Annotated in this window: 19 protein-coding genes; 6 read left to right on the plus strand and 13 right to left on the minus strand. The window is 71.9% G+C overall.

The genetic code is table 11. From position 1 onward, the window contains the following. The 4 genes from ACXR8F_RS11595 to ACXR8F_RS11610 form a co-directional block, all read right to left on the minus strand. Entirely contained in the window at positions 1-1,686 is a 1,686-nt protein-coding gene (locus ACXR8F_RS11595) for a ribonuclease J (RefSeq protein WP_458800581.1), read from the minus strand. 65 nt (positions 1,687-1,751) lie between these two features. Further along, complete coding sequence (gene dapA / locus ACXR8F_RS11600) at positions 1,752-2,636, minus strand: 4-hydroxy-tetrahydrodipicolinate synthase (protein ID WP_458800583.1); 885 nt, start codon at positions 2,634-2,636, stop codon at positions 1,752-1,754. A 202-nt stretch (positions 2,637-2,838) separates the two neighbouring features. Next, positions 2,839-3,336: a dihydrofolate reductase gene (locus ACXR8F_RS11605; protein WP_458800585.1), complete on the minus strand. Its 498-nt coding sequence runs from the start codon at positions 3,334-3,336 to the stop codon at positions 2,839-2,841. Between the two features lie 28 nt (positions 3,337-3,364). Further along, the gene (locus ACXR8F_RS11610) at positions 3,365-4,180 is read right to left on the minus strand and encodes a thymidylate synthase (RefSeq protein WP_458800587.1); all 816 of its coding nucleotides are present in this window, start codon (positions 4,178-4,180) and stop codon (positions 3,365-3,367) included. A 263-nt stretch (positions 4,181-4,443) separates the two neighbouring features. Between ACXR8F_RS11610 and ACXR8F_RS11615 the strand changes: the two genes are divergently transcribed. Further along, positions 4,444-5,133, plus strand: a complete 690-nt coding sequence (locus ACXR8F_RS11615; RefSeq protein WP_458800589.1) for a hypothetical protein — start codon at positions 4,444-4,446, stop codon at positions 5,131-5,133. 66 nt (positions 5,134-5,199) lie between these two features. On the opposite strand, the gene ACXR8F_RS11620 is transcribed toward ACXR8F_RS11615, so the two are convergent. Genes ACXR8F_RS11620 through paaA form a run of 6 tightly spaced genes read right to left on the minus strand, consistent with a single transcriptional unit; the run spans position 5,200 to position 10,164 of the window. Then, positions 5,200-6,300, minus strand: a complete 1,101-nt coding sequence (locus ACXR8F_RS11620; protein WP_458800591.1) for an NAD(P)-binding domain-containing protein — start codon at positions 6,298-6,300, stop codon at positions 5,200-5,202. A 46-nt stretch (positions 6,301-6,346) separates the two neighbouring features. After that, positions 6,347-7,492, minus strand: a complete 1,146-nt coding sequence (paaE, locus tag ACXR8F_RS11625) for a 1,2-phenylacetyl-CoA epoxidase subunit PaaE (protein ID WP_458800593.1) — start codon at positions 7,490-7,492, stop codon at positions 6,347-6,349. Beyond that, positions 7,492-7,986, minus strand: coding sequence for a 1,2-phenylacetyl-CoA epoxidase subunit PaaD (paaD, locus tag ACXR8F_RS11630; protein ID WP_458800595.1), 495 nt, complete (start codon positions 7,984-7,986; stop codon positions 7,492-7,494). The genes paaE and paaD overlap by 1 nt, the downstream gene beginning before the upstream one ends. 11 nt (positions 7,987-7,997) lie before the next feature. Continuing rightward, positions 7,998-8,804, minus strand: a complete 807-nt coding sequence (gene paaC / locus ACXR8F_RS11635) for a 1,2-phenylacetyl-CoA epoxidase subunit PaaC (RefSeq protein ID WP_458800597.1) — start codon at positions 8,802-8,804, stop codon at positions 7,998-8,000. Continuing rightward, on the minus strand, positions 8,801-9,109 hold the full coding sequence (gene paaB / locus ACXR8F_RS11640) for a 1,2-phenylacetyl-CoA epoxidase subunit PaaB (RefSeq protein WP_458800599.1): 309 nt from the start codon (positions 9,107-9,109) through the stop codon (positions 8,801-8,803). The genes paaC and paaB overlap by 4 nt, the downstream gene beginning before the upstream one ends. Then, positions 9,106-10,164 carry a 1,2-phenylacetyl-CoA epoxidase subunit PaaA gene (paaA, locus tag ACXR8F_RS11645; RefSeq protein WP_458800601.1) on the minus strand — a complete coding sequence of 353 codons (1,059 nt, stop codon included), beginning with the start codon at positions 10,162-10,164 and terminating at the stop codon, positions 9,106-9,108. Before paaA ends, paaB begins: the two co-directional genes overlap by 4 nt. 99 nt (positions 10,165-10,263) lie before the next feature. Between paaA and ACXR8F_RS11650 the strand changes: the two genes are divergently transcribed. The 4 genes from ACXR8F_RS11650 to ACXR8F_RS11665 are packed head-to-tail and all read left to right on the plus strand — an operon-like array spanning position 10,264 to position 12,267. Continuing rightward, a complete protein-coding gene (locus tag ACXR8F_RS11650) occupies positions 10,264-10,893 on the plus strand; it encodes an N-acetyltransferase family protein (RefSeq protein WP_458800603.1) in 630 nt (209 codons plus the stop codon). 47 nt (positions 10,894-10,940) lie between these two features. Continuing rightward, the gene (locus ACXR8F_RS11655) at positions 10,941-11,591 is read left to right on the plus strand and encodes an AzlC family ABC transporter permease (protein ID WP_458800605.1); all 651 of its coding nucleotides are present in this window, start codon (positions 10,941-10,943) and stop codon (positions 11,589-11,591) included. After that, positions 11,588-11,902: an AzlD domain-containing protein gene (locus ACXR8F_RS11660; protein ID WP_045190583.1), complete on the plus strand. Its 315-nt coding sequence runs from the start codon at positions 11,588-11,590 to the stop codon at positions 11,900-11,902. The genes ACXR8F_RS11655 and ACXR8F_RS11660 overlap by 4 nt, the downstream gene beginning before the upstream one ends. 2 nt (positions 11,903-11,904) lie before the next feature. Continuing rightward, positions 11,905-12,267: an MmcQ/YjbR family DNA-binding protein gene (locus ACXR8F_RS11665; RefSeq protein ID WP_458800608.1), complete on the plus strand. Its 363-nt coding sequence runs from the start codon at positions 11,905-11,907 to the stop codon at positions 12,265-12,267. Positions 12,268-12,271: 4 nt separating this feature from the next. Here the strand turns inward: ACXR8F_RS11665 and ACXR8F_RS11670 are convergent, their stop codons facing one another. The 3 genes from ACXR8F_RS11670 to dapB are packed head-to-tail and all read right to left on the minus strand — an operon-like array spanning position 12,272 to position 14,155. Beyond that, positions 12,272-12,415: a hypothetical protein gene (locus ACXR8F_RS11670; protein WP_458800610.1), complete on the minus strand. Its 144-nt coding sequence runs from the start codon at positions 12,413-12,415 to the stop codon at positions 12,272-12,274. Positions 12,416-12,448: 33 nt separating this feature from the next. After that, a complete protein-coding gene (gene trhO / locus ACXR8F_RS11675) occupies positions 12,449-13,348 on the minus strand; it encodes an oxygen-dependent tRNA uridine(34) hydroxylase TrhO (protein WP_458800612.1) in 900 nt (299 codons plus the stop codon). A gap of 9 nt (positions 13,349-13,357) precedes the next feature. Next, positions 13,358-14,155, minus strand: coding sequence for a 4-hydroxy-tetrahydrodipicolinate reductase (dapB, locus tag ACXR8F_RS11680; protein ID WP_458800614.1), 798 nt, complete (start codon positions 14,153-14,155; stop codon positions 13,358-13,360). 178 nt (positions 14,156-14,333) lie between these two features. Between dapB and ACXR8F_RS11685 the strand changes: the two genes are divergently transcribed. Continuing rightward, positions 14,334-15,905 carry an FG-GAP repeat domain-containing protein gene (locus tag ACXR8F_RS11685; protein ID WP_458800616.1) on the plus strand — a complete coding sequence of 524 codons (1,572 nt, stop codon included), beginning with the start codon at positions 14,334-14,336 and terminating at the stop codon, positions 15,903-15,905. Positions 15,906-15,908: the final 3 nt, after the last annotated feature.

Consider the following 15,908-nt stretch of genomic DNA (forward strand, 5'->3'; position numbering starts at 1 on the left):
TCAGGCCTGCAGCACGACCGGGATGATCATCGGCCGACGGCGGATCTTGCCACCGACCCAGGAACCAACGGCCCGGCGTACGACCTGCTGGAGCTGCTGGTCGTCGCGCACCCCGTTGGCGACCGCCTCCTCGACGGCCCGCTCGACCTTGGGGATGACCTGCTGGAAGATCTCCTCGTCCTCGACGAAGCCGCGGGCGGTGATCTCGGGGCCGCTCGCGATCTTGCCGGTGGCTGCGTCGAGCACGACGATGCACGTGATGAAGCCCTCGTCGCGCAGGATGCGGCGGTCCTTCAGCAGCGCCTCGTCGGCACCGCCCACGCTGCTGCCGTCGACGTAGACGTAGCCGCACTCGACGACGCCGGCGACCGACGCGTGGCCGTCGACGAGGTCGACGACGACGCCGTCCTCGGCGAGCACGACGTTGTCGGGGTGGACGCCGGACTGGATGGCGAGCTGGGCGTTGGCGTACATGTGGCGCCACTCGCCGTGGACCGGGAGCACGTTGCGCGGCTTGACGATGTTGTAGCAGTAGAGCAGCTCGCCGGCGCTGGCGTGACCGGAGACGTGCACCTTCGCGTTGCCCTTGTGCACGACGTTCGCGCCCAGGCGCATGAGGCCGTTGATGATGCGGTAGACGGCGTTCTCGTTGCCGGGGATGAGGCTGCTCGCGAGCAGGACCGTGTCACCCGGGCCCACGTCGATGCGGTGGTCGCGGTTGGCCATGCGCGAGAGCGCCGCCATCGGCTCGCCCTGCGAACCCGTGCAGATGAGGACGAGCTCGTCGTCGCGCAGGCTGTCGATCTTCTTGATGTCGATGAGGATGCCGTCGGGCACCTTCAGGTAGCCGAGCTCGGAGGCGATGCCCATGTTGCGCACCATGGAGCGGCCGACCATGGCGACCTTGCGGCCGGCCTTCTCGGCGGCGTCGAGCACCTGCTGGACGCGGTGCACGTGGCTGCTGAAGCAGGCGACGATGATGCGTCGCTCGGCGTGGCGGAAGACCTTGTCGATGGCCGGCGCGATCTCGAGCTCGGGCGTGGTGAACCCGGGCACGTCGGCGTTGGTCGAGTCGGTGAGGAAGAGGTCGACGCCCTCCTCGCCGAGACGGGCGAAGGCTCGCAGGTCGGTCAGGCGCCCGTCGAGCGGCAGCTGGTCCATCTTGAAGTCGCCGGTGTGCAACAGCGTGCCGGCCTCGGTGCGCACGAAGACGGCGAGCGCGTCGGGGATGGAGTGGTTGACCGCGACGAACTCGAGGTCGAAGACGCCGAGCCGCTCGCGCTGCCCCTCACGGACCGCCATCGTGTACGGCCGGATGCGGTGCTCCTTGAGCTTCGCCTCGACGAGGGCGAGCGTGAGGGTCGAGCCGATGAGCGGGATGTCGCCCTTGAGCCGGAGCAGGTACGGGACCGCGCCGATGTGGTCCTCGTGGCCGTGGGTGAGGACGATGGCCTCGATGTCGTCGAGACGGTCCTCGATGTAGCTGAAGTCCGGGAGGATGAGGTCGACGCCCGGGTGGTGGTCCTCGGGGAAGAGCACGCCGCAGTCGATGACGAGCAGCTTGCCCTTCGTCTCGACGACGGCCATGTTGCGGCCGACCTCGCCCAGCCCACCGAGTGCGACGACCCGCAGGCCGTTGTCGGGGAGGGCGGGTGGCGTGGTCAGCTCGGGGTGGGGATGGCTCACAGGTGTCCTGTCGTTGGGTGGTGCGCCCTGGCCGGCAACGACCGCGCGCAGAGGTCAGGCGACGGTCATCCGACCGCCGAGATGGCGTCGCGCACGAGCGCGGTCTGGGCGTCGTCGGCCTCGACGAGCGGCAGCCGGACGCCTGGGGAGGCGATGAGGCCCTGCACGGCGAGACCGGCCTTGGCCATGATCGCGCCCTGGGTCACGTTCATGACGGCGTTCACGAGCGGGGTGAGGCGGCGGTGGACGGCGCGGGCGTCGTCCCAGCGGCCCTCGACGACGGCGTCGGCCATCTCGCGGTATGCCGTGGGCGCGACCTGGGAGGTGACGCCGACGAAGCCGACGGCGCCGTTGACGAAGTGGCCGAGGTTCATCGCGTCGTCGCCGGAGTACCAGTCGAGCCCGGTCTCCTGCATCATCTCGCTGGCGAACCAGAGGTCACCGCGGGCGTCCTTGACCGCCGCGATGCGCTCGTGCCCGGCGATGCGCAGGTAGGTCTCGCGCGCGATGGCGATGCCCGACCGCCCGGGGATGTCGTAGAGCATGACGGGCAGGTCGCTCGCGTCGGCGATCGCCGTGAAGTGCGCGACGAGCCCGGCCTGCGGCGGCTTGTTGTAGTACGGGGTGACCGCGAGCACCGCGTGGGCGCCCGCCTTGGCGGCGGCCTGGACCGACTCGATGCTCTTGGCGGTGTCGTTGCTGCCTGCGCCGGCGACGATGACAGCACGTTGCCCCACGGCGTCGACGACAGCACGGAGCAGCTCGTCCTTCTCGGCGGCCGACGTCGTCGGGGACTCGCCGGTGGTGCCGGAGACGACGAGGCCGTCGTGGCCGGCGTCGACGAGGTGGGTCGCGAGGCGCTGGGCGGCGTCGAGGTCCAGGGAACCGTCGGGCCGCATGGGCGTGACCATCGCCGAGAGAACACGTCCGAGGGCGGGTGCGTCAGCCATGGGGCCAAGGTTAGCGCCCCGTGCGCGGCGTGCTGGCGCGTGCCCACGTGACTGCCGCGACTCGACGTCACGCGCACCGTGACGGAGGCGCGTCCACCGACAGAAGAGGCGAGGCACTACTCGCTCGGGGGTCCGAGTAGTGCCTCGCCACCCCCTACATCGCGACGGCGGCCAGGGCGTTACAGCCCTGCCGAAGTTTTTTTCAGCGAGCTTCCGGAGGGCGGGAAGAACGCTCGTACGTGACCCAGGCGAAGCCCGTCCTCGCCTCGCGCGACGTCTCGACCCAGTCCTCGGGATCGATCTCCGGGAAGGTGACCGAGCCCACCGGGGACTGGTCGACCTCGGTGATGACCAGCCGGGCGGCATACGGCAGGGCGAGGCGGTAGACCTCTCCCCCGCCGACGACGAAGACCTCCCCGTCGCCGGCCACGAGGTCGAGCGCCTCCTCGACGGAGTGGGCGACCTCGACACCGTCGTGGCTCCAGTCGCGACTGCGCGTGACGACGACGCTGCGCCGGCCGGGCAGCGCCCCCATCGAGTCGAAGGTGCGCCGCCCCATCACCATGGGATGGCCCATCGTCGTGCGCTTGAAGAACTTGAGGTCCTCCGACAGGTGCCACGGCATCGTCTCGCCGTCGCCGATCACGCCGTTGCGGCCGACGGCGGCGATCATCGTGACGTTCGGTCGCACCTCGCTCATGCGGCCAAGGCTCCCAGACGTCCCACGCTCAGACCGCGATGGGTGCCTTGATGCCGGGCTCGGCGACGTAGTCGAGCAGCTCGAAGTCGTCGAGGTCGAAGTCGTCGATGTTCGTCTTGCCCGGCGTGATGCGCATGGTCGGCAGCGGGTGCGGCGTACGGCTCAGCTGCAGGCGCGCCTGCTCGACGTGGTTGCGGTAGAGGTGCGCGTCGCCGAGCGTGTGGACGAACTCGCCCGGCTCGAGGTCGGTGAGCTGCGCGACCATCTGCGTGAGCAGCGCGTAGCTGGCGATGTTGAACGGCACGCCCAGGAAGATGTCGGCGCTGCGCTGGTAGAGCTGGCACGAGAGCCGGCGTCGGCCGTCGGGGCTGGGCGGCGAGACGTAGAACTGGAACATCGTGTGGCACGGCGGCAGCGCCATGTCGTCGACGTCGGCGACGTTCCACGCCGAGACGATGAGCCGGCGGCTGTCGGGGTTGGTGCGGATCTGCTCGATGACCTTGGCGATCTGGTCGACGCGCCGGCCGTCGGGCGTCGGCCAGGACCGCCACTGGTACCCGTAGATCGGGCCGAGGTCGCCGGTCGCCGGGTCGGCCCACTCGTCCCAGATGCTGATGCCGCGCTCCTGGAGCCAGCGCACGTTGGTGTCACCGCGCAGGAACCAGAGCAGCTCGCCGATGATCGAGCGCAGGTGGAGCTTCTTGGTCGTCATGGCCGGGAAGCCGTCGGCCAGGTCGAAGCGCATCTGGTACCCGAACGTGCTGAGCGTTCCGGTGCCGGTCCGGTCGGACTTCTCCTGACCGTGGGTCAGGACGTGGTCGAGGAGGTCGAGGTACTGCCGCACGTCGGGAAGCGTAACCCCGTGCACCCACTCCGCCTCCTCGCGCCGCGCGGAGGTCCGGACCACGGACCGTGTGTGCATCCGGTGTGGCGTGGACCCCACTTGGTGCACACGGCCAGACAGGCTGTGGAGGAGGCCCGCGCGGCGGGGGGATCAGCCTCGAGTCCGTTCGGTGGGCCCTGGCCTCGGGGCGGTGGGTCGCGCTGCACCCGGGCGTCTACCTGACGACACCGGGCCGGGACGACTGGGAGGTCCGCGCCGTTTCCGTGCTGCTCTCGGTGGGTGGCCCGGTCGCCCTGGCCGGCTCCAGCGCTCGCTTCGCCTGGGGCCTCGAGCGGCGCGAGCCGGAGACCTCGCACGTCGTCATCCCGGCTGCCCGACGAGCCGCAGTGCGACCCGGGCTCGTGGTGACGCGCACCCGACATTTCGACGAGCAGGTGCACGCCACCGCCTGGCCGCACCGGACGACCGTCGAGCACAGCGTGTTGGCCGTGAACAGGAGCGACCCGGCCGATCGAGTGCTCGCCCTCGTTGCCCGAGCGTGCCAGCAGAGCCTGACCTCCGAGGCTCGGCTCGCGGAGGCGCTCGCGTCGCGGCCGGGACAGCCCCACGCCGCCCTGTTGCGGGAGTGCCTTGCCGACGTGGGGGCCGGTCAGGTCGTGCTCGGCCAGAACCAGCGCTGCGACAACCTCGACGCAGACCAGCACCTGGTGCTGGAGATCGACGGGCGCCTGGGACACGAGGGCTGGACCGGGCGAGTCCGCGACGGGGTGCGGGACCGCGCGGCCGCACGGCAGGGGCGGCTCACGGTGCGGGGCTACTGGCCCGACGTCGCGGTGGCACCCTGCACCTTCGCCGACGAGGTCGGGTTCCTGCTCCGCTTGCGTGGCTGGCGCGGCGCTCCCCGCGCCTGTCGCCGTCGTGGTTGCGCTCTCCGGCGCGCTCGAGCTGCCTGACGGCGCGACACCTCTGTGTGCGTTGGGTGGGGTCAGCAGCCCACCAGATGCACACGCGCGGGCCCCTCAGGCGGGGCGGGCGTCTTCGGCGGTGGTGAGTGCGGCCAGCTGGTCGACGACGGCGCGGGCGGCCGCCCGGCCGGCGCGGTTGGCACCGATGGTCGAGGCCGACGGGCCGTAGCCGACGAAGTGGATGCGCGGGTCGGCGGTCGAGGTCGTGAACGTGTGCCGGTCGTAGGGCGCCCGCAGCCGTATGCCGCCGTGCTCGCTCCGAAGACGAAGCGGGGTCAGGTGCCCTACCGTCGGGCGGAACCCGGTGGCCCAGAGGATCACGTCGGCCGGCTCGAAGGACCCGTCCGACCAGCGCACCCCGTCGGGCTCGATGCGCTCGAACATCGGACGTCGTCGATACGCGCCGAGCTCGGCCGCCCGCGCCTCCTGGGGCCGTAGCGACAGGCCGGTCACGCTGACCACGCTCTGGGGGGCGAGGCCGCGCGCCACCCGCTCCTCGACGAGAGCCACGGCCTGCCGCCCGGCATCCTCGGTGAAGGGTCCTGTGCGCCAGACGGGCTCACGCCTGGTCACCCAGGTCGTGTGGGCGACGGGAGCGAGCTCGCCGAGGAGCTGCACTGCCGACGCGCCACCACCGACGACCACCACGCGCAGCCCGGCGAGGTCGCCCGGGCCGGTGTAGTCGGCCGTGTGCAGCTGACGCCCACGGAACGTCTCGATGCCCGGGTAGTACGGCCGGAACGGGGTCTCCCACGTGCCGGTCGCATTGACGACCGAGCGGGCCAGCCAGGTGCCGCGGGTCGTCTCCACCCGGAGCAGCCCGTCAGGTGAGTCGTCGACCGAGGCGACGGAGCGCACCCGCACGGGCCGCACCACGGGCAGCCCGAACCGCTCCTCGTAGTCGGCGAAGTAGGCAGGCACCACGACGTTCGCCCGTGCGCTCGCCTCGACCGCACCCAACGGCATACCGGGGAGGTCGGCGACGCCGTGGACGTCGTGCATGGTGAGGCTGTCCCAGCGGTGCTGCCAGGCACCACCCGGCGCCGGGTTGGCGTCGAGCACCGCGAAGGCCCCGACACCGAGTCGCTGCAGGTGGTACGCCGCCGACAGGCCGGCCTGACCCGCACCGATGACGACCGTCTCGACCCGCTCCACAGGTGGTTGAACGCACAACCAATCGACGGTCTTCCCCGAGGAGGACTCAGGCGTCGTAGTCGAGCGAGACCTCGTCGGTGACCGGGTGGCTCTGGCAGGCGAGCACGATGCCCGCCGCCACCTCCTCGGGTTCGAGCGCGTAGTTGCGGTCCATGCGGACCTCGCCGGAGACGACACGCGCGCGGCACGTGCCGCACACGCCGTTGGTGCACGAGAACGGCGCGTCGGGGCGCGCCCGCAGCGTCGCGTCGAGGATCGTCTCCTCCACGCTGGGCATCGGGATGACCGTCGTACGCCCGTCGAGGTTGACCGTGACGGTCGCCTCGGGCGGGGCTGAGTCGTCGACGACGACCTTGCGCCGCGGCTCGGTGCCGTCGTCGACGTGGAAGATCTCGTGGTGGATGTGGTGCGAGTCGACGCCCCGCTCCTTCAGCAGCGCCTCGGCGCCGGTGACGAGGCCGAACGGCCCGCAGAGGTACCACTCGTCGACCGACTCGACCGGCAGCAGCGACCCGAAGATCGAGGCCAGCCGCTCGGGGTCGAGGCGCCCCGAGAAGAGCTCGACGTCCTGCGCCTCGCGCGAGAGCACGTTGACGAGGTGGAAGCGGCCGGGGAAGCGGTTCTTGAGGTCCTCGAGCTCCTCGAGGAACATGATCGAGCTCGTGCGCCGGTTGCCGAAGAGCAGCGTGGCGCGCGACCCCGGCTCCTCCTCCAGCGCCGTCGTCAGGAGCGACAGCACGGGCGTGATGCCCGAGCCCGCCGCGATTGCGACGTGATGGCGTATGCCGTCGGGCCGGGTCGGGCACGTGAAGGAACCCGCGGGGGTCATCACGTCGACGACGTCGCCCGGCGCGACCCCCGCGTTGAGCCAGGTGGACATGCGGCCCTCGGGCACCTGGGCGGCGGCGACCCGCAGCCGGCGGCCCGTGGGGTCGGCCCGGCGCGACTGGCAGATGGAGTACGACTGGCGCACGTCCTCGCCGCCGATCGTGGCTCGCAGCGTCAGGTGCTGTCCCGGCTCGAACGCGAACTCGTCGACGAGGTCTTCGGGCACCTCGAACGTGACGGCGACGGACTCGTCGGTGAGGCGCTCGACGCTCGCGACCGTGAGCGGGTGGAAACGGGCGCGGTGGCGCGCGGCCGGGGCAGCCGCGCCCGTCGCGGAGGCGGACTCGGTGGTCACGTCGGTCATCAGATGGCCTTGAACTCGTCGAAGGGCTCGAGACACGCGTTGCAGCGGCGCAGCGCCTTGCACGCGGTCGAGCCGAAGTGGGCGATCTCGGTGGTGTCGGCGGAGCCGCACCGCGGGCAGGCGACGACGTGACGCGACAGCGTCAGCGCCACGGGGCCGCGCGACTCCCCCGCCGGTGCGGGACCTGGCGGCGCGATGCCGAAGCGATGGAGGGCGGCCTTGCCCTCGTCGGTCATCCAGTCGGTCGTCCACGCCGGCGACAGCTGCGTGCGGACGTCGGCGGCATACCCGCGGGTGTCGGCCTCGAAGGTGATGCGAGACGCGATGGCCTCCATCGCGGGGCACCCGCTGTAGGTGGGCGTGATCGTGACGACGACGGTGTGCGCCGCCTCGTCGACCTCGACCGACCGCAGGATGCCGAGGTCGGCGATGCTGATCACCGGCACCTCGGGATCGGGAATGCGCGAGATCGCTTCTGCGACAGCGGACTCCACCGCCACAGCGTTCACCACTTCGCGCCGGGGTGCGACCGCGCGATGTGCTGCATCTCGGCGAGGAGGTAGCCCATCGGCCGTGAGTGCACACCGTCACGGCCGCCGCGCGACCGCCACGTCGACCCGTCGGGCAGCGTCAGCGTCGCCTCGGACACGACCGCTGTCACGCGGGCGACCACGGGGTCGTGCAGGCGCGACGGCAGCACCCCGACCCCGAGCTCGGCCGCCTGCGCCGAGGCGGCGTCGTCGTCGAAGAGCTCCGCGAGGTAGGGCAGCACGCGCTCGAGCGCGGCCTGCATGCGCCGGTGCGACTCGTCGGTGCCGTCGCCGAGACGCACGACCCAGAGGGAGGCGTGGTCGAGGTGGTAGCGCACCTCCTTGAGCGCCTTGCCGGCCACACCCGCCACGACGGCGTCGGACGAGCCGGTGAGGGCCGTCTGGAGTTCGACCTGGTAGGCGGAGAACCACAGCAGGCGGGCCATCTCGTCGGCGAAGTCACCGCGCTCCTGCTCGACGAGCTGGACGTTGCGCCACTCGCGCTCGTCGCGCACCATCGCGAAGTCGTCCTCGCCGCGGCCGGTGCCGTCGATCGAGCCGACGTACGGGTAGAGGCCGCGCGCCTGGCCGAGGAGGTCGAGCGCGACGTTGCCGAGCGCCATGTCCTCCTCGATCTGGGGCGCGTTGGTCATCCACTCCCCCAGCCGCTGGGCGTAGACCATCGCGTCGTCGGCGAGGCCGAGCAGGTAGCCGGCATACGGCTTCTCGACCGTGAGGGCCGCCTCGGCCCCGGGCAGCGGAGATCTCTGTGGGGTGCTCATAGGTACTCGACGTCCTCCGGGACGTCGTAGAACGTCGGGTGCCGGTAGATCTTGTCGGCGGCGGGGTCGAAGAAGGAGTCCTTCTCGGCGGGGCTGCTCGCCGTCACGTCGTCGGCGCGCACGACCCAGATCGAGACGCCCTCCTGGCGCCGGGTGTAGACGTCACGGGCGTTGCGCAGCGCGAGCGTCGCGTCGGGCGCATGGAGCGAGCCGACGTGGACGTGCGAGAGCCCGCGCTTGCCCCGGACGAACACCTCCCAGAGCGGCCAGCTCCTCTCGGACGCCCTCTCGGGTGCTTCGGTCACGCGGCACTCTCCTTCTGCTTCTGGCGGGTCTCCTGCTTGGCGGCGTACGCGTTGGCGGCCTCGCGCACCCACGCGCCCTCCTCGTGGGCGCGGCGGCGGTGCGTGATGCGCTCGGCGTTGCACGGGCCGTCGCCGCGGAGCACCTGCCAGAACTCGTCCCAGTCGATCTCGCCGAAGTCGTAGTGGCCGCGCTCCTCGTTCCAGCGCAGCTCGGGGTCGGGCAGCACGATGCCGAGCTTCTCGGCCTGCGGCACCATCATGTCGACGAACTTCTGGCGCAGGTCGTCGTTGCTGAACCGCTTGATGCCCCAGGCCATCGACTGCTCGGTGTGACCGCCCTTGGCTCCCTCGCCCGTGTCGGGCGGTCCGAACATCGCGAGCGCCGGCCACCACCAGCGGTCGGCGGCGTCCTGCGCCATCGCCTGCTGGGCCTCGGTGCCGCGCATGAGGTTCCAGAGGATCTCGAAGCCCTGCCGCTGGTGGAAGCTCTCCTCCTTGCACACGCGGATCATGGCGCGGGCGTAGGGCCCGTAGGAGCAACGACAGAGCGGCACCTGGTTCATGATCGCCGCGCCGTCGACGAGCCAGCCGATGGCGCCGCAGTCGGCCCAGGTCAGGGTCGGGTAGTTGAAGATCGAGGAGTACTTCTGGCGCCCGTCGTGGAGGCGTTCGAGCAGCTCCTGCCGGTCGATGCCGAGGGTCTCGGCCGCGCTGTAGAGGTAGAGGCCGTGGCCGGCTTCGTCCTGCACCTTGGCGATGAGGATCGCCTTGCGGCGCAGGCTCGGAGCCCGGGTGATCCAGTTGCCCTCGGGCTGCATGCCGATGATCTCGGAGTGCGCGTGCTGGGCGATCTGCCGGATCAGGGTCTCGCGGTACTTCTCCGGCATCGCGTCGCGCGGCTCGATGCGCTGGTCGGCGGCGATGAGGGCGTCGAAGTCGTCACCGACGGCATCGGACCCGTCGCGCTGGTCGTCGTGCGCCGCCGCCGCGTCGTACGCGTCGGTCTCGGCCGCGTTCAGCGGTTCGTTCGGGTCGATGACGTCGTTGCCATACATGAGTCCAGTATGCGAGATGGGCGCCGGGGCTGCCAAAGCCGGGGTCCCCGGGCGGGCACCCGTCCCGTACGCGCGCGCCGGGGTTGAGAGGATGCCGTGGTGGCCCACCATCACGAGCACCCGCACGAGCACCCCCATGACCACGCACATGACCACGCACACGACCATGCCCACGAGCGCGGCCCCGTCGCGGACGCGAGCGTCCGGGTGGCCCGCGCGTCCGACGCCCCGGCCGTCGGGCTCGTGCAGGCCGTCGTCTTCCGGGAGGCGTATGCCGCCGTGCTGGCTCCCGAGGTCGTCGCGGCGTTCGAGCCCCGACCCTTCGCCAACGCCTGGCGCGCGACGCTCGAGGGTGAGCAGTCCGGCGACGGCGTCCTGCTCGTGGCGTGCGCCGGTGAGCAGGTGGTCGGCTTCGCGGCGGTCGGGGCGTCGGACGACGCCGACGCCGGTCCCGGCACCGCCGAGCTGCTCGTGCTCGGCGTGCACCCCGACGCCCGACGCCAGGGCCACGGCTCGCGCCTGCTGCACGCGGTCGTCGACACGGCACGGGCCCGCGGCCGCGACGAGCTCGCCGCCTGGCTCCTCGCGACGGACGACGCGACCCGGGCCTTCCTCACGGCAGCGGGCATGGTCGCCGACGGCGCGCACCGGGAGCGCGTCGTCGACGCCGAGGGCGGCACCGTGCGCGAGCTGAGGCTGTCGGCCTCGGTCGAGCCGGAGACGGTGTGACGGAGGCGCACCCACGGGGCCTTCCCCGTGCCGAACGGACGGTCGTCGTGCGCGAGGCCCTCTCCGTCGGGATCGCCACGGGGGCGTACGGCATCAGCTTCGGCGCACTGGCCGTCGCGGCGGGCCTCGACGTCTGGCAGGCCATGGCGCTGTCGCTGCTGATGTTCACCGGCGGCTCGCAGTTCGCCTTCATCGGGATCGTCGCCGGTGGCGTGCAGGCGGCGCCGGCCGCCATCGCCGCCTCCTCGCTGCTCGGGGTGCGCAACGGCCTCTACGCGCTCGAGCTCACCCAGCTGCTCGGGGTCACGGGCCTGCGGCGCCTCGGTGCGGCGCACCTGACCATCGACGAGTCGACCGCGGTCGCGGTCTCGCAGGACGACGTGCGTGCCTCACGACTCGGCTTCTGGCTCACCGGCGGAGCCGTCTTCACGCTCTGGAACCTCGCGACGCTCGGGGGTGCCCTGCTGGGCACGCAGGTGGGCGACCCACGCACCTACGGGCTCGACGCCGCGGCGTGCGCGGCCTTCACGGCGCTGCTCTGGCCACGGCTGCGCAGTCGCGACGCGGTGGCCGTGGCCGCCGTCGCGGCCGTCGTCTCCATCGCCCTTTCGCCGAGCCTGCCGCTGGGCGTCCCGGTGCTCGTCGCAGCGTTCGCGGCGCTCATCGTGTGGCGGGCCCCGCGGGGGCGCGACGCATGATGCTCTGGGTGGCGATCCTGCTCGCGGCTGCGATCGCGTTCGGCCTCAAGCTCGCCGGTTACCTCGTGCCGGCCAGCGTCCTCGACGACCCCCGGGTGCGTCGGGTCACCGCGGCGCTGCCCATCGCCCTGCTGGCGGCGCTCATCGCGACGCAGACGCTGACACAGCGCGACGGGTCACTCACCCTCGATGCGCGCGTGGCCGCGGTCGGGGTCGCCGTCGTGGCCCTGCTGCTGCGTGCCCCGTTCATCGTCGTCGTCGTGCTCGGTGCGGGCACGGCGGCGCTGCTGCGTCACCTCGGCTGGGGCTGACCGTGGCCGACGCCGACGACGTGCGCAGGCTGGCGCTCGCGCTGCCCGAGGTCGAGGAGGTCCCGAGCGAGGGCTTCGACTTCCGGGTGGGCGGCAAGGGCTTCGTCTGGTCCTGGCCCGAGCGCATCCCGGGGCAGCGACGCGTCATCCGCACCGACGTGGCGGTGCTCTACGTCGGCGACGAGGCGGAGAAGCAGGCCCTGCTGCTCGGCGAGCCGGACCTCTTCTTCACCGCTCCGGGCTACGACGGCCTGCCGCTCGTCCTGCTGCGGCTCGACGTCGTGACCCTGCCCAGGCTCGATGAGCTCGTCACCGACGCGTGGCACATGCGGGCGCCGGACGAGCTGCGCGACCGGCACACCTGAGCGCTCAAGCGGAGTGGGCGCAGGTCTCGCAGGTGCAGTCCTCGCACACGCAGCCGTCACAGGTGCAGCCGTCGGGGCAGTTGTCGCAGGTGCACTGGCTCTCGGGCTGGGCGTTGACCGGGTCGACCGCTGCTGCTTGTCCGCTCATCAGGTCCTCCTCGTCGTGCGGGGTGTCGGCCCCCTACGTCCCTGACGTACCCCGGGACGCCGCCTCGACACAGGCGTGCCGGTCACACACCGGGCGCAGCGGGCGCCCGGGCAGGTCCTCGCGGTTGGCGACCCTGCTCGTCGACGCGCCGCAGAGGGAGCACGACGCGAGGTCGACCGCCTCGTCGGTGAAGGGGACCGTCATCCGCTCGTCGAAGACGTAGAGCCGGCCCTCCCAGAGCCCGCGGTCGCCGCGCCGCTCGCCGTAGCGCACGATGCCGCCGTCGAGCTGGTAGACCTCCTCGAAGCCGCGCGAGCGCATGAGGCTGGTCAGCACCTCGCAGCGGATGCCGCCCGTGCAGTAGGTGACCACCGGGCGCCCCTTGAGGTCGTCCCACCTGCCGGAGTCGAGCTCGCGCACGAAGTCGGCGGTGTGCCGGACGTCGGGCACCACGGCGCCGCGGAAGCGCCCCACCTCGGCCTCGACCGCGTTGCGCCCGTCGAGCAGCACCACCTCGTCGCCGCGCTCCGCGACGAGGGCGTCGAGCTCGTCGGGGCTCAGCCGCGTGCCGCCGCCGACGATGCCGCTGTCGTCGACCACGACCTCGTCGGGCACACCGAACGACACGATCTCCTCACGGGCCTTGACCACCAGGCGGGGGAAGTCGAGGCTGCGTCCGTGGGCGTCGAGCCCCGTCCCGTCGCTCCACCTCACGTCGATGTCGTGGAAGGGGGCGTACTCCCGCGTCTTGCGGACGTACGTCTTGAGCACCGTGACGTCGCCGCCGACGGTCGCGTTGATCCCGTGACGGGACAGCAGGATCCGTCCCCGCAGCCCCAGACCCTCGCAGAGGTCACGCTGCCACAGCCGCAGCGCGTCCGGGTCGACGAGGGGTCGGAAGGCGTAGAAGAGGACGACCTTCGGGATGGCCACTCGGAGGCCTCAGTCGAGGCCGATGTAGTGCTCGAGACCGACCGTCAGCCCCGGGTGGTCGCCCACCGCGCGGACCGCCGCGACCACTCCCGGCATGAAGCTGCTGCGGTCGAAGGAGTCGTGCCGGAGGGTCAGCATCTCCCCCACGTTGCCGAGCAGCACCTCCTGGTGGGCGGTGAGGCCGCGCAGGCGCACCGAGTGCACGGGTACGCCGTCGACCTTCGCCCCGCGCGCACCGTCGGGGTCGTGGGTGGTCGCGTCGGGCACGGCCGGGCACCCGGCGTCGGACCTCGCCCGGCCGATCATCGCCGCGGTGCGGGCCGCGGTGCCGGAGGGCGCGTCGACCTTGGCCGGGTGGTGCAGCTCGATGACCTCGACCGACTCGAAGAACGGAGCGGCCTTGGCGGCGAAGGACATCAGCAGCAGGGCACCGATCGCGAAGTTCGGCGCGATGAGCACACCCACACCGGTGCCGGTCCCGGCAGGGGGCGCGTCGGCGAGCTGTCGGCGCAGGACGTCGAGACGCTCGTCGTCCCAGCCCGTCGTGCCGACGACCACGTGGATGCCGCGCTCCACGCAGTGGGCGACGTTGGCCGGTGACGCGTCGGGGACGGTGAGCTCCACCGCGACGTCGGCGCCGCCGAGGTCGCCGAGCTGGTCGCCAGAGCCGAAGGCGCCGACGAGGCTGAGCCCCTCGGCCGCCTCCACGGCGCGCACCGCCTCGGAGCCCATCCGGCCTTTCGCGCCGATGACGGCGACCTTGAGCGGGCGCTGCGGCTGTCGTGTCGTGTCGGTCGTCTCGGTCACCGGCCCAGCGTAACGAGGCCGCCTTGGCGCGTCGGGACCCGTGCCCCACGGCATACGGACTCGTGGGTCACACGGGGGCGCTGCCGCGACATCGGGGCGGGACAATCGAAGTACGGAGGAAGTGGTTCGCATGCCCGAATCGTCACGATACCAATGGATTCCGGCCAGGCTGCGACGCTTGGCCCTCATCCCCCTCGCGGCCATCGGGGTGGTGCTCGGCCTCCTCGTGGCGCCGGGCCAGCCCACCGCGTCGGCCGCCGTCCTCTTCGGGCACGACATCTCGTGGCCGCAGTGCCCCGCGTCGGTGGGCGGATTCGGGCTGCCGATGCCGCCGACCACGACGGGCTTCGTGCTGGCGGGGTTGACAAAGGGGCTGCCCTTCACCGAGAACCCTTGCCTGGCGAGCCAGATCGCCTGGGTGCGCACCAACGCCCGGCCTGCCCACGCGTACACCATGGCAGGCTTCCCGACGGCGACCCAGCTGTCGACCTATGGTGCCACCGGGCCGTGGAAGAGCACGACTCGGGCGGCAAGGCTGTCCAACGTCGGCTACGCCGAAGCGAGGTATGCCGTTGCGAGCCTGGCGCGCGTCGCCTGGCGCCCCCCGGTGGTGTGGATCGACGTCGAGCCCCGCAGCGCGCAGCCGTGGCCGTCAGCCACCGCGGCGCAGCGCCTCGAGAACCGCTTCGTGATCGAAGGAATCATGCGGGGCCTCAAGGAGGCGGGTTTCGCCTACGGCGTCTACTCCAACGCCTCGGGTTGGCAGGCGATCACGGGGTCGTGGTGGCTGCCGGCCGTGCCGGTTTGGGCCACGGCCGGCACCCTCGACTACCCGGCGGAGGCGCTCGAACGGTGCACCCAAGCCAGCTTTTCGGGCGGCCGTCCCTACCTCTCACAGTGGTGGAACGACACCTACGACTTCGACCGCACGTGCGAGCCGTACGCGTTCACGGCCTTCCCCGCGCCACCCGCGACGTCGTCGGGCAGCACCGCCGACTTCAACGGTGACTGGAAGAACGACGTCCTTGCCCGCTGGGCGTCCACGGGGACCCTGCGCCTCTACGCCGGAAACGGCGCCGGCGGCATCAGCACCGGAGTCGTGCTCGGGGCAGGGTGGGGCGCTTTCGCCTCGATCGAGACGGTCGGCGACGTGAGCGGCGACGGCTCCCAGGACGTCCTGGCTCGCGAGACCTCCACCGGTTCCCTGTGGTTGTACCGGGGCAACGGCAGAGGTGGGTGGCTCCTGCCGCGCACCCGCATCGCCACGGGCTGGGGTATCTACGACGTGGTCGTGGGCGTGGGCGACTGGAACGGCGACCAGCGGCCCGACGTGCTGGTCAGGCGGTCCTCGACCGGAGAGCTGTTCCTCTTCCCGGGGAACGGGCGCAGCGGGCTGGGTGCCCGTGCGCGACTCGGCGCCGGCTGGAACAGCATGGATGCCATCGTCGGCACTGGCGATGTCAACGGCGATGGACGGGCCGACCTCGTCGCTCGCGAGCGCTCCACCGGCTACCTCTGGCTCTACCCCGGCAACGGGACGGGCGGCCTGCTCACGCGGGTGCGGATCGGAACGGGGTGGGCCGCGATGACGGCGCTGGCGAGCGCCGGCGACCTCGACGGTGACCGGGTGCCCGACATCGTGGCTCGCGACGGGTCGGGGCGTCTATGGCTCTACCCGCGCTCGGCGTCCGGCTGGCAGCCCCGGGTGCTGATGGGGACCGGCTGGAACATCGTCAACCGCATCCTCTGAACC

This window comes from Terrabacter sp. AAH1 (assembly GCF_054456855.1).

Bases quoted from the DNA above. Each gene is read 5' to 3' on its own strand.
- dapA (WP_458800583.1), bottom strand. From the start codon at position 2,636: ATGGCTGACGCACCCGCCCTCGGACGTGTTCTCTCGGCGATGGTCACG.
- ACXR8F_RS11605 (WP_458800585.1), bottom strand. From the start codon at position 3,336: ATGAGCGAGGTGCGACCGAACGTCACGATGATCGCCGCCGTCGGCCGC.
- paaE (WP_458800593.1), bottom strand. From the start codon at position 7,492: ATGACCGACGTGACCACCGAGTCCGCCTCCGCGACGGGCGCGGCTGCC.
- paaC (WP_458800597.1), bottom strand. From the start codon at position 8,804: ATGAGCACCCCACAGAGATCTCCGCTGCCCGGGGCCGAGGCGGCCCTC.
- paaA (WP_458800601.1), bottom strand. From the start codon at position 10,164: ATGTATGGCAACGACGTCATCGACCCGAACGAACCGCTGAACGCGGCC.
- ACXR8F_RS11660 (WP_045190583.1), top strand. From the start codon at position 11,588: ATGATGCTCTGGGTGGCGATCCTGCTCGCGGCTGCGATCGCGTTCGGC.
- ACXR8F_RS11670 (WP_458800610.1), bottom strand. From the start codon at position 12,415: ATGAGCGGACAAGCAGCAGCGGTCGACCCGGTCAACGCCCAGCCCGAG.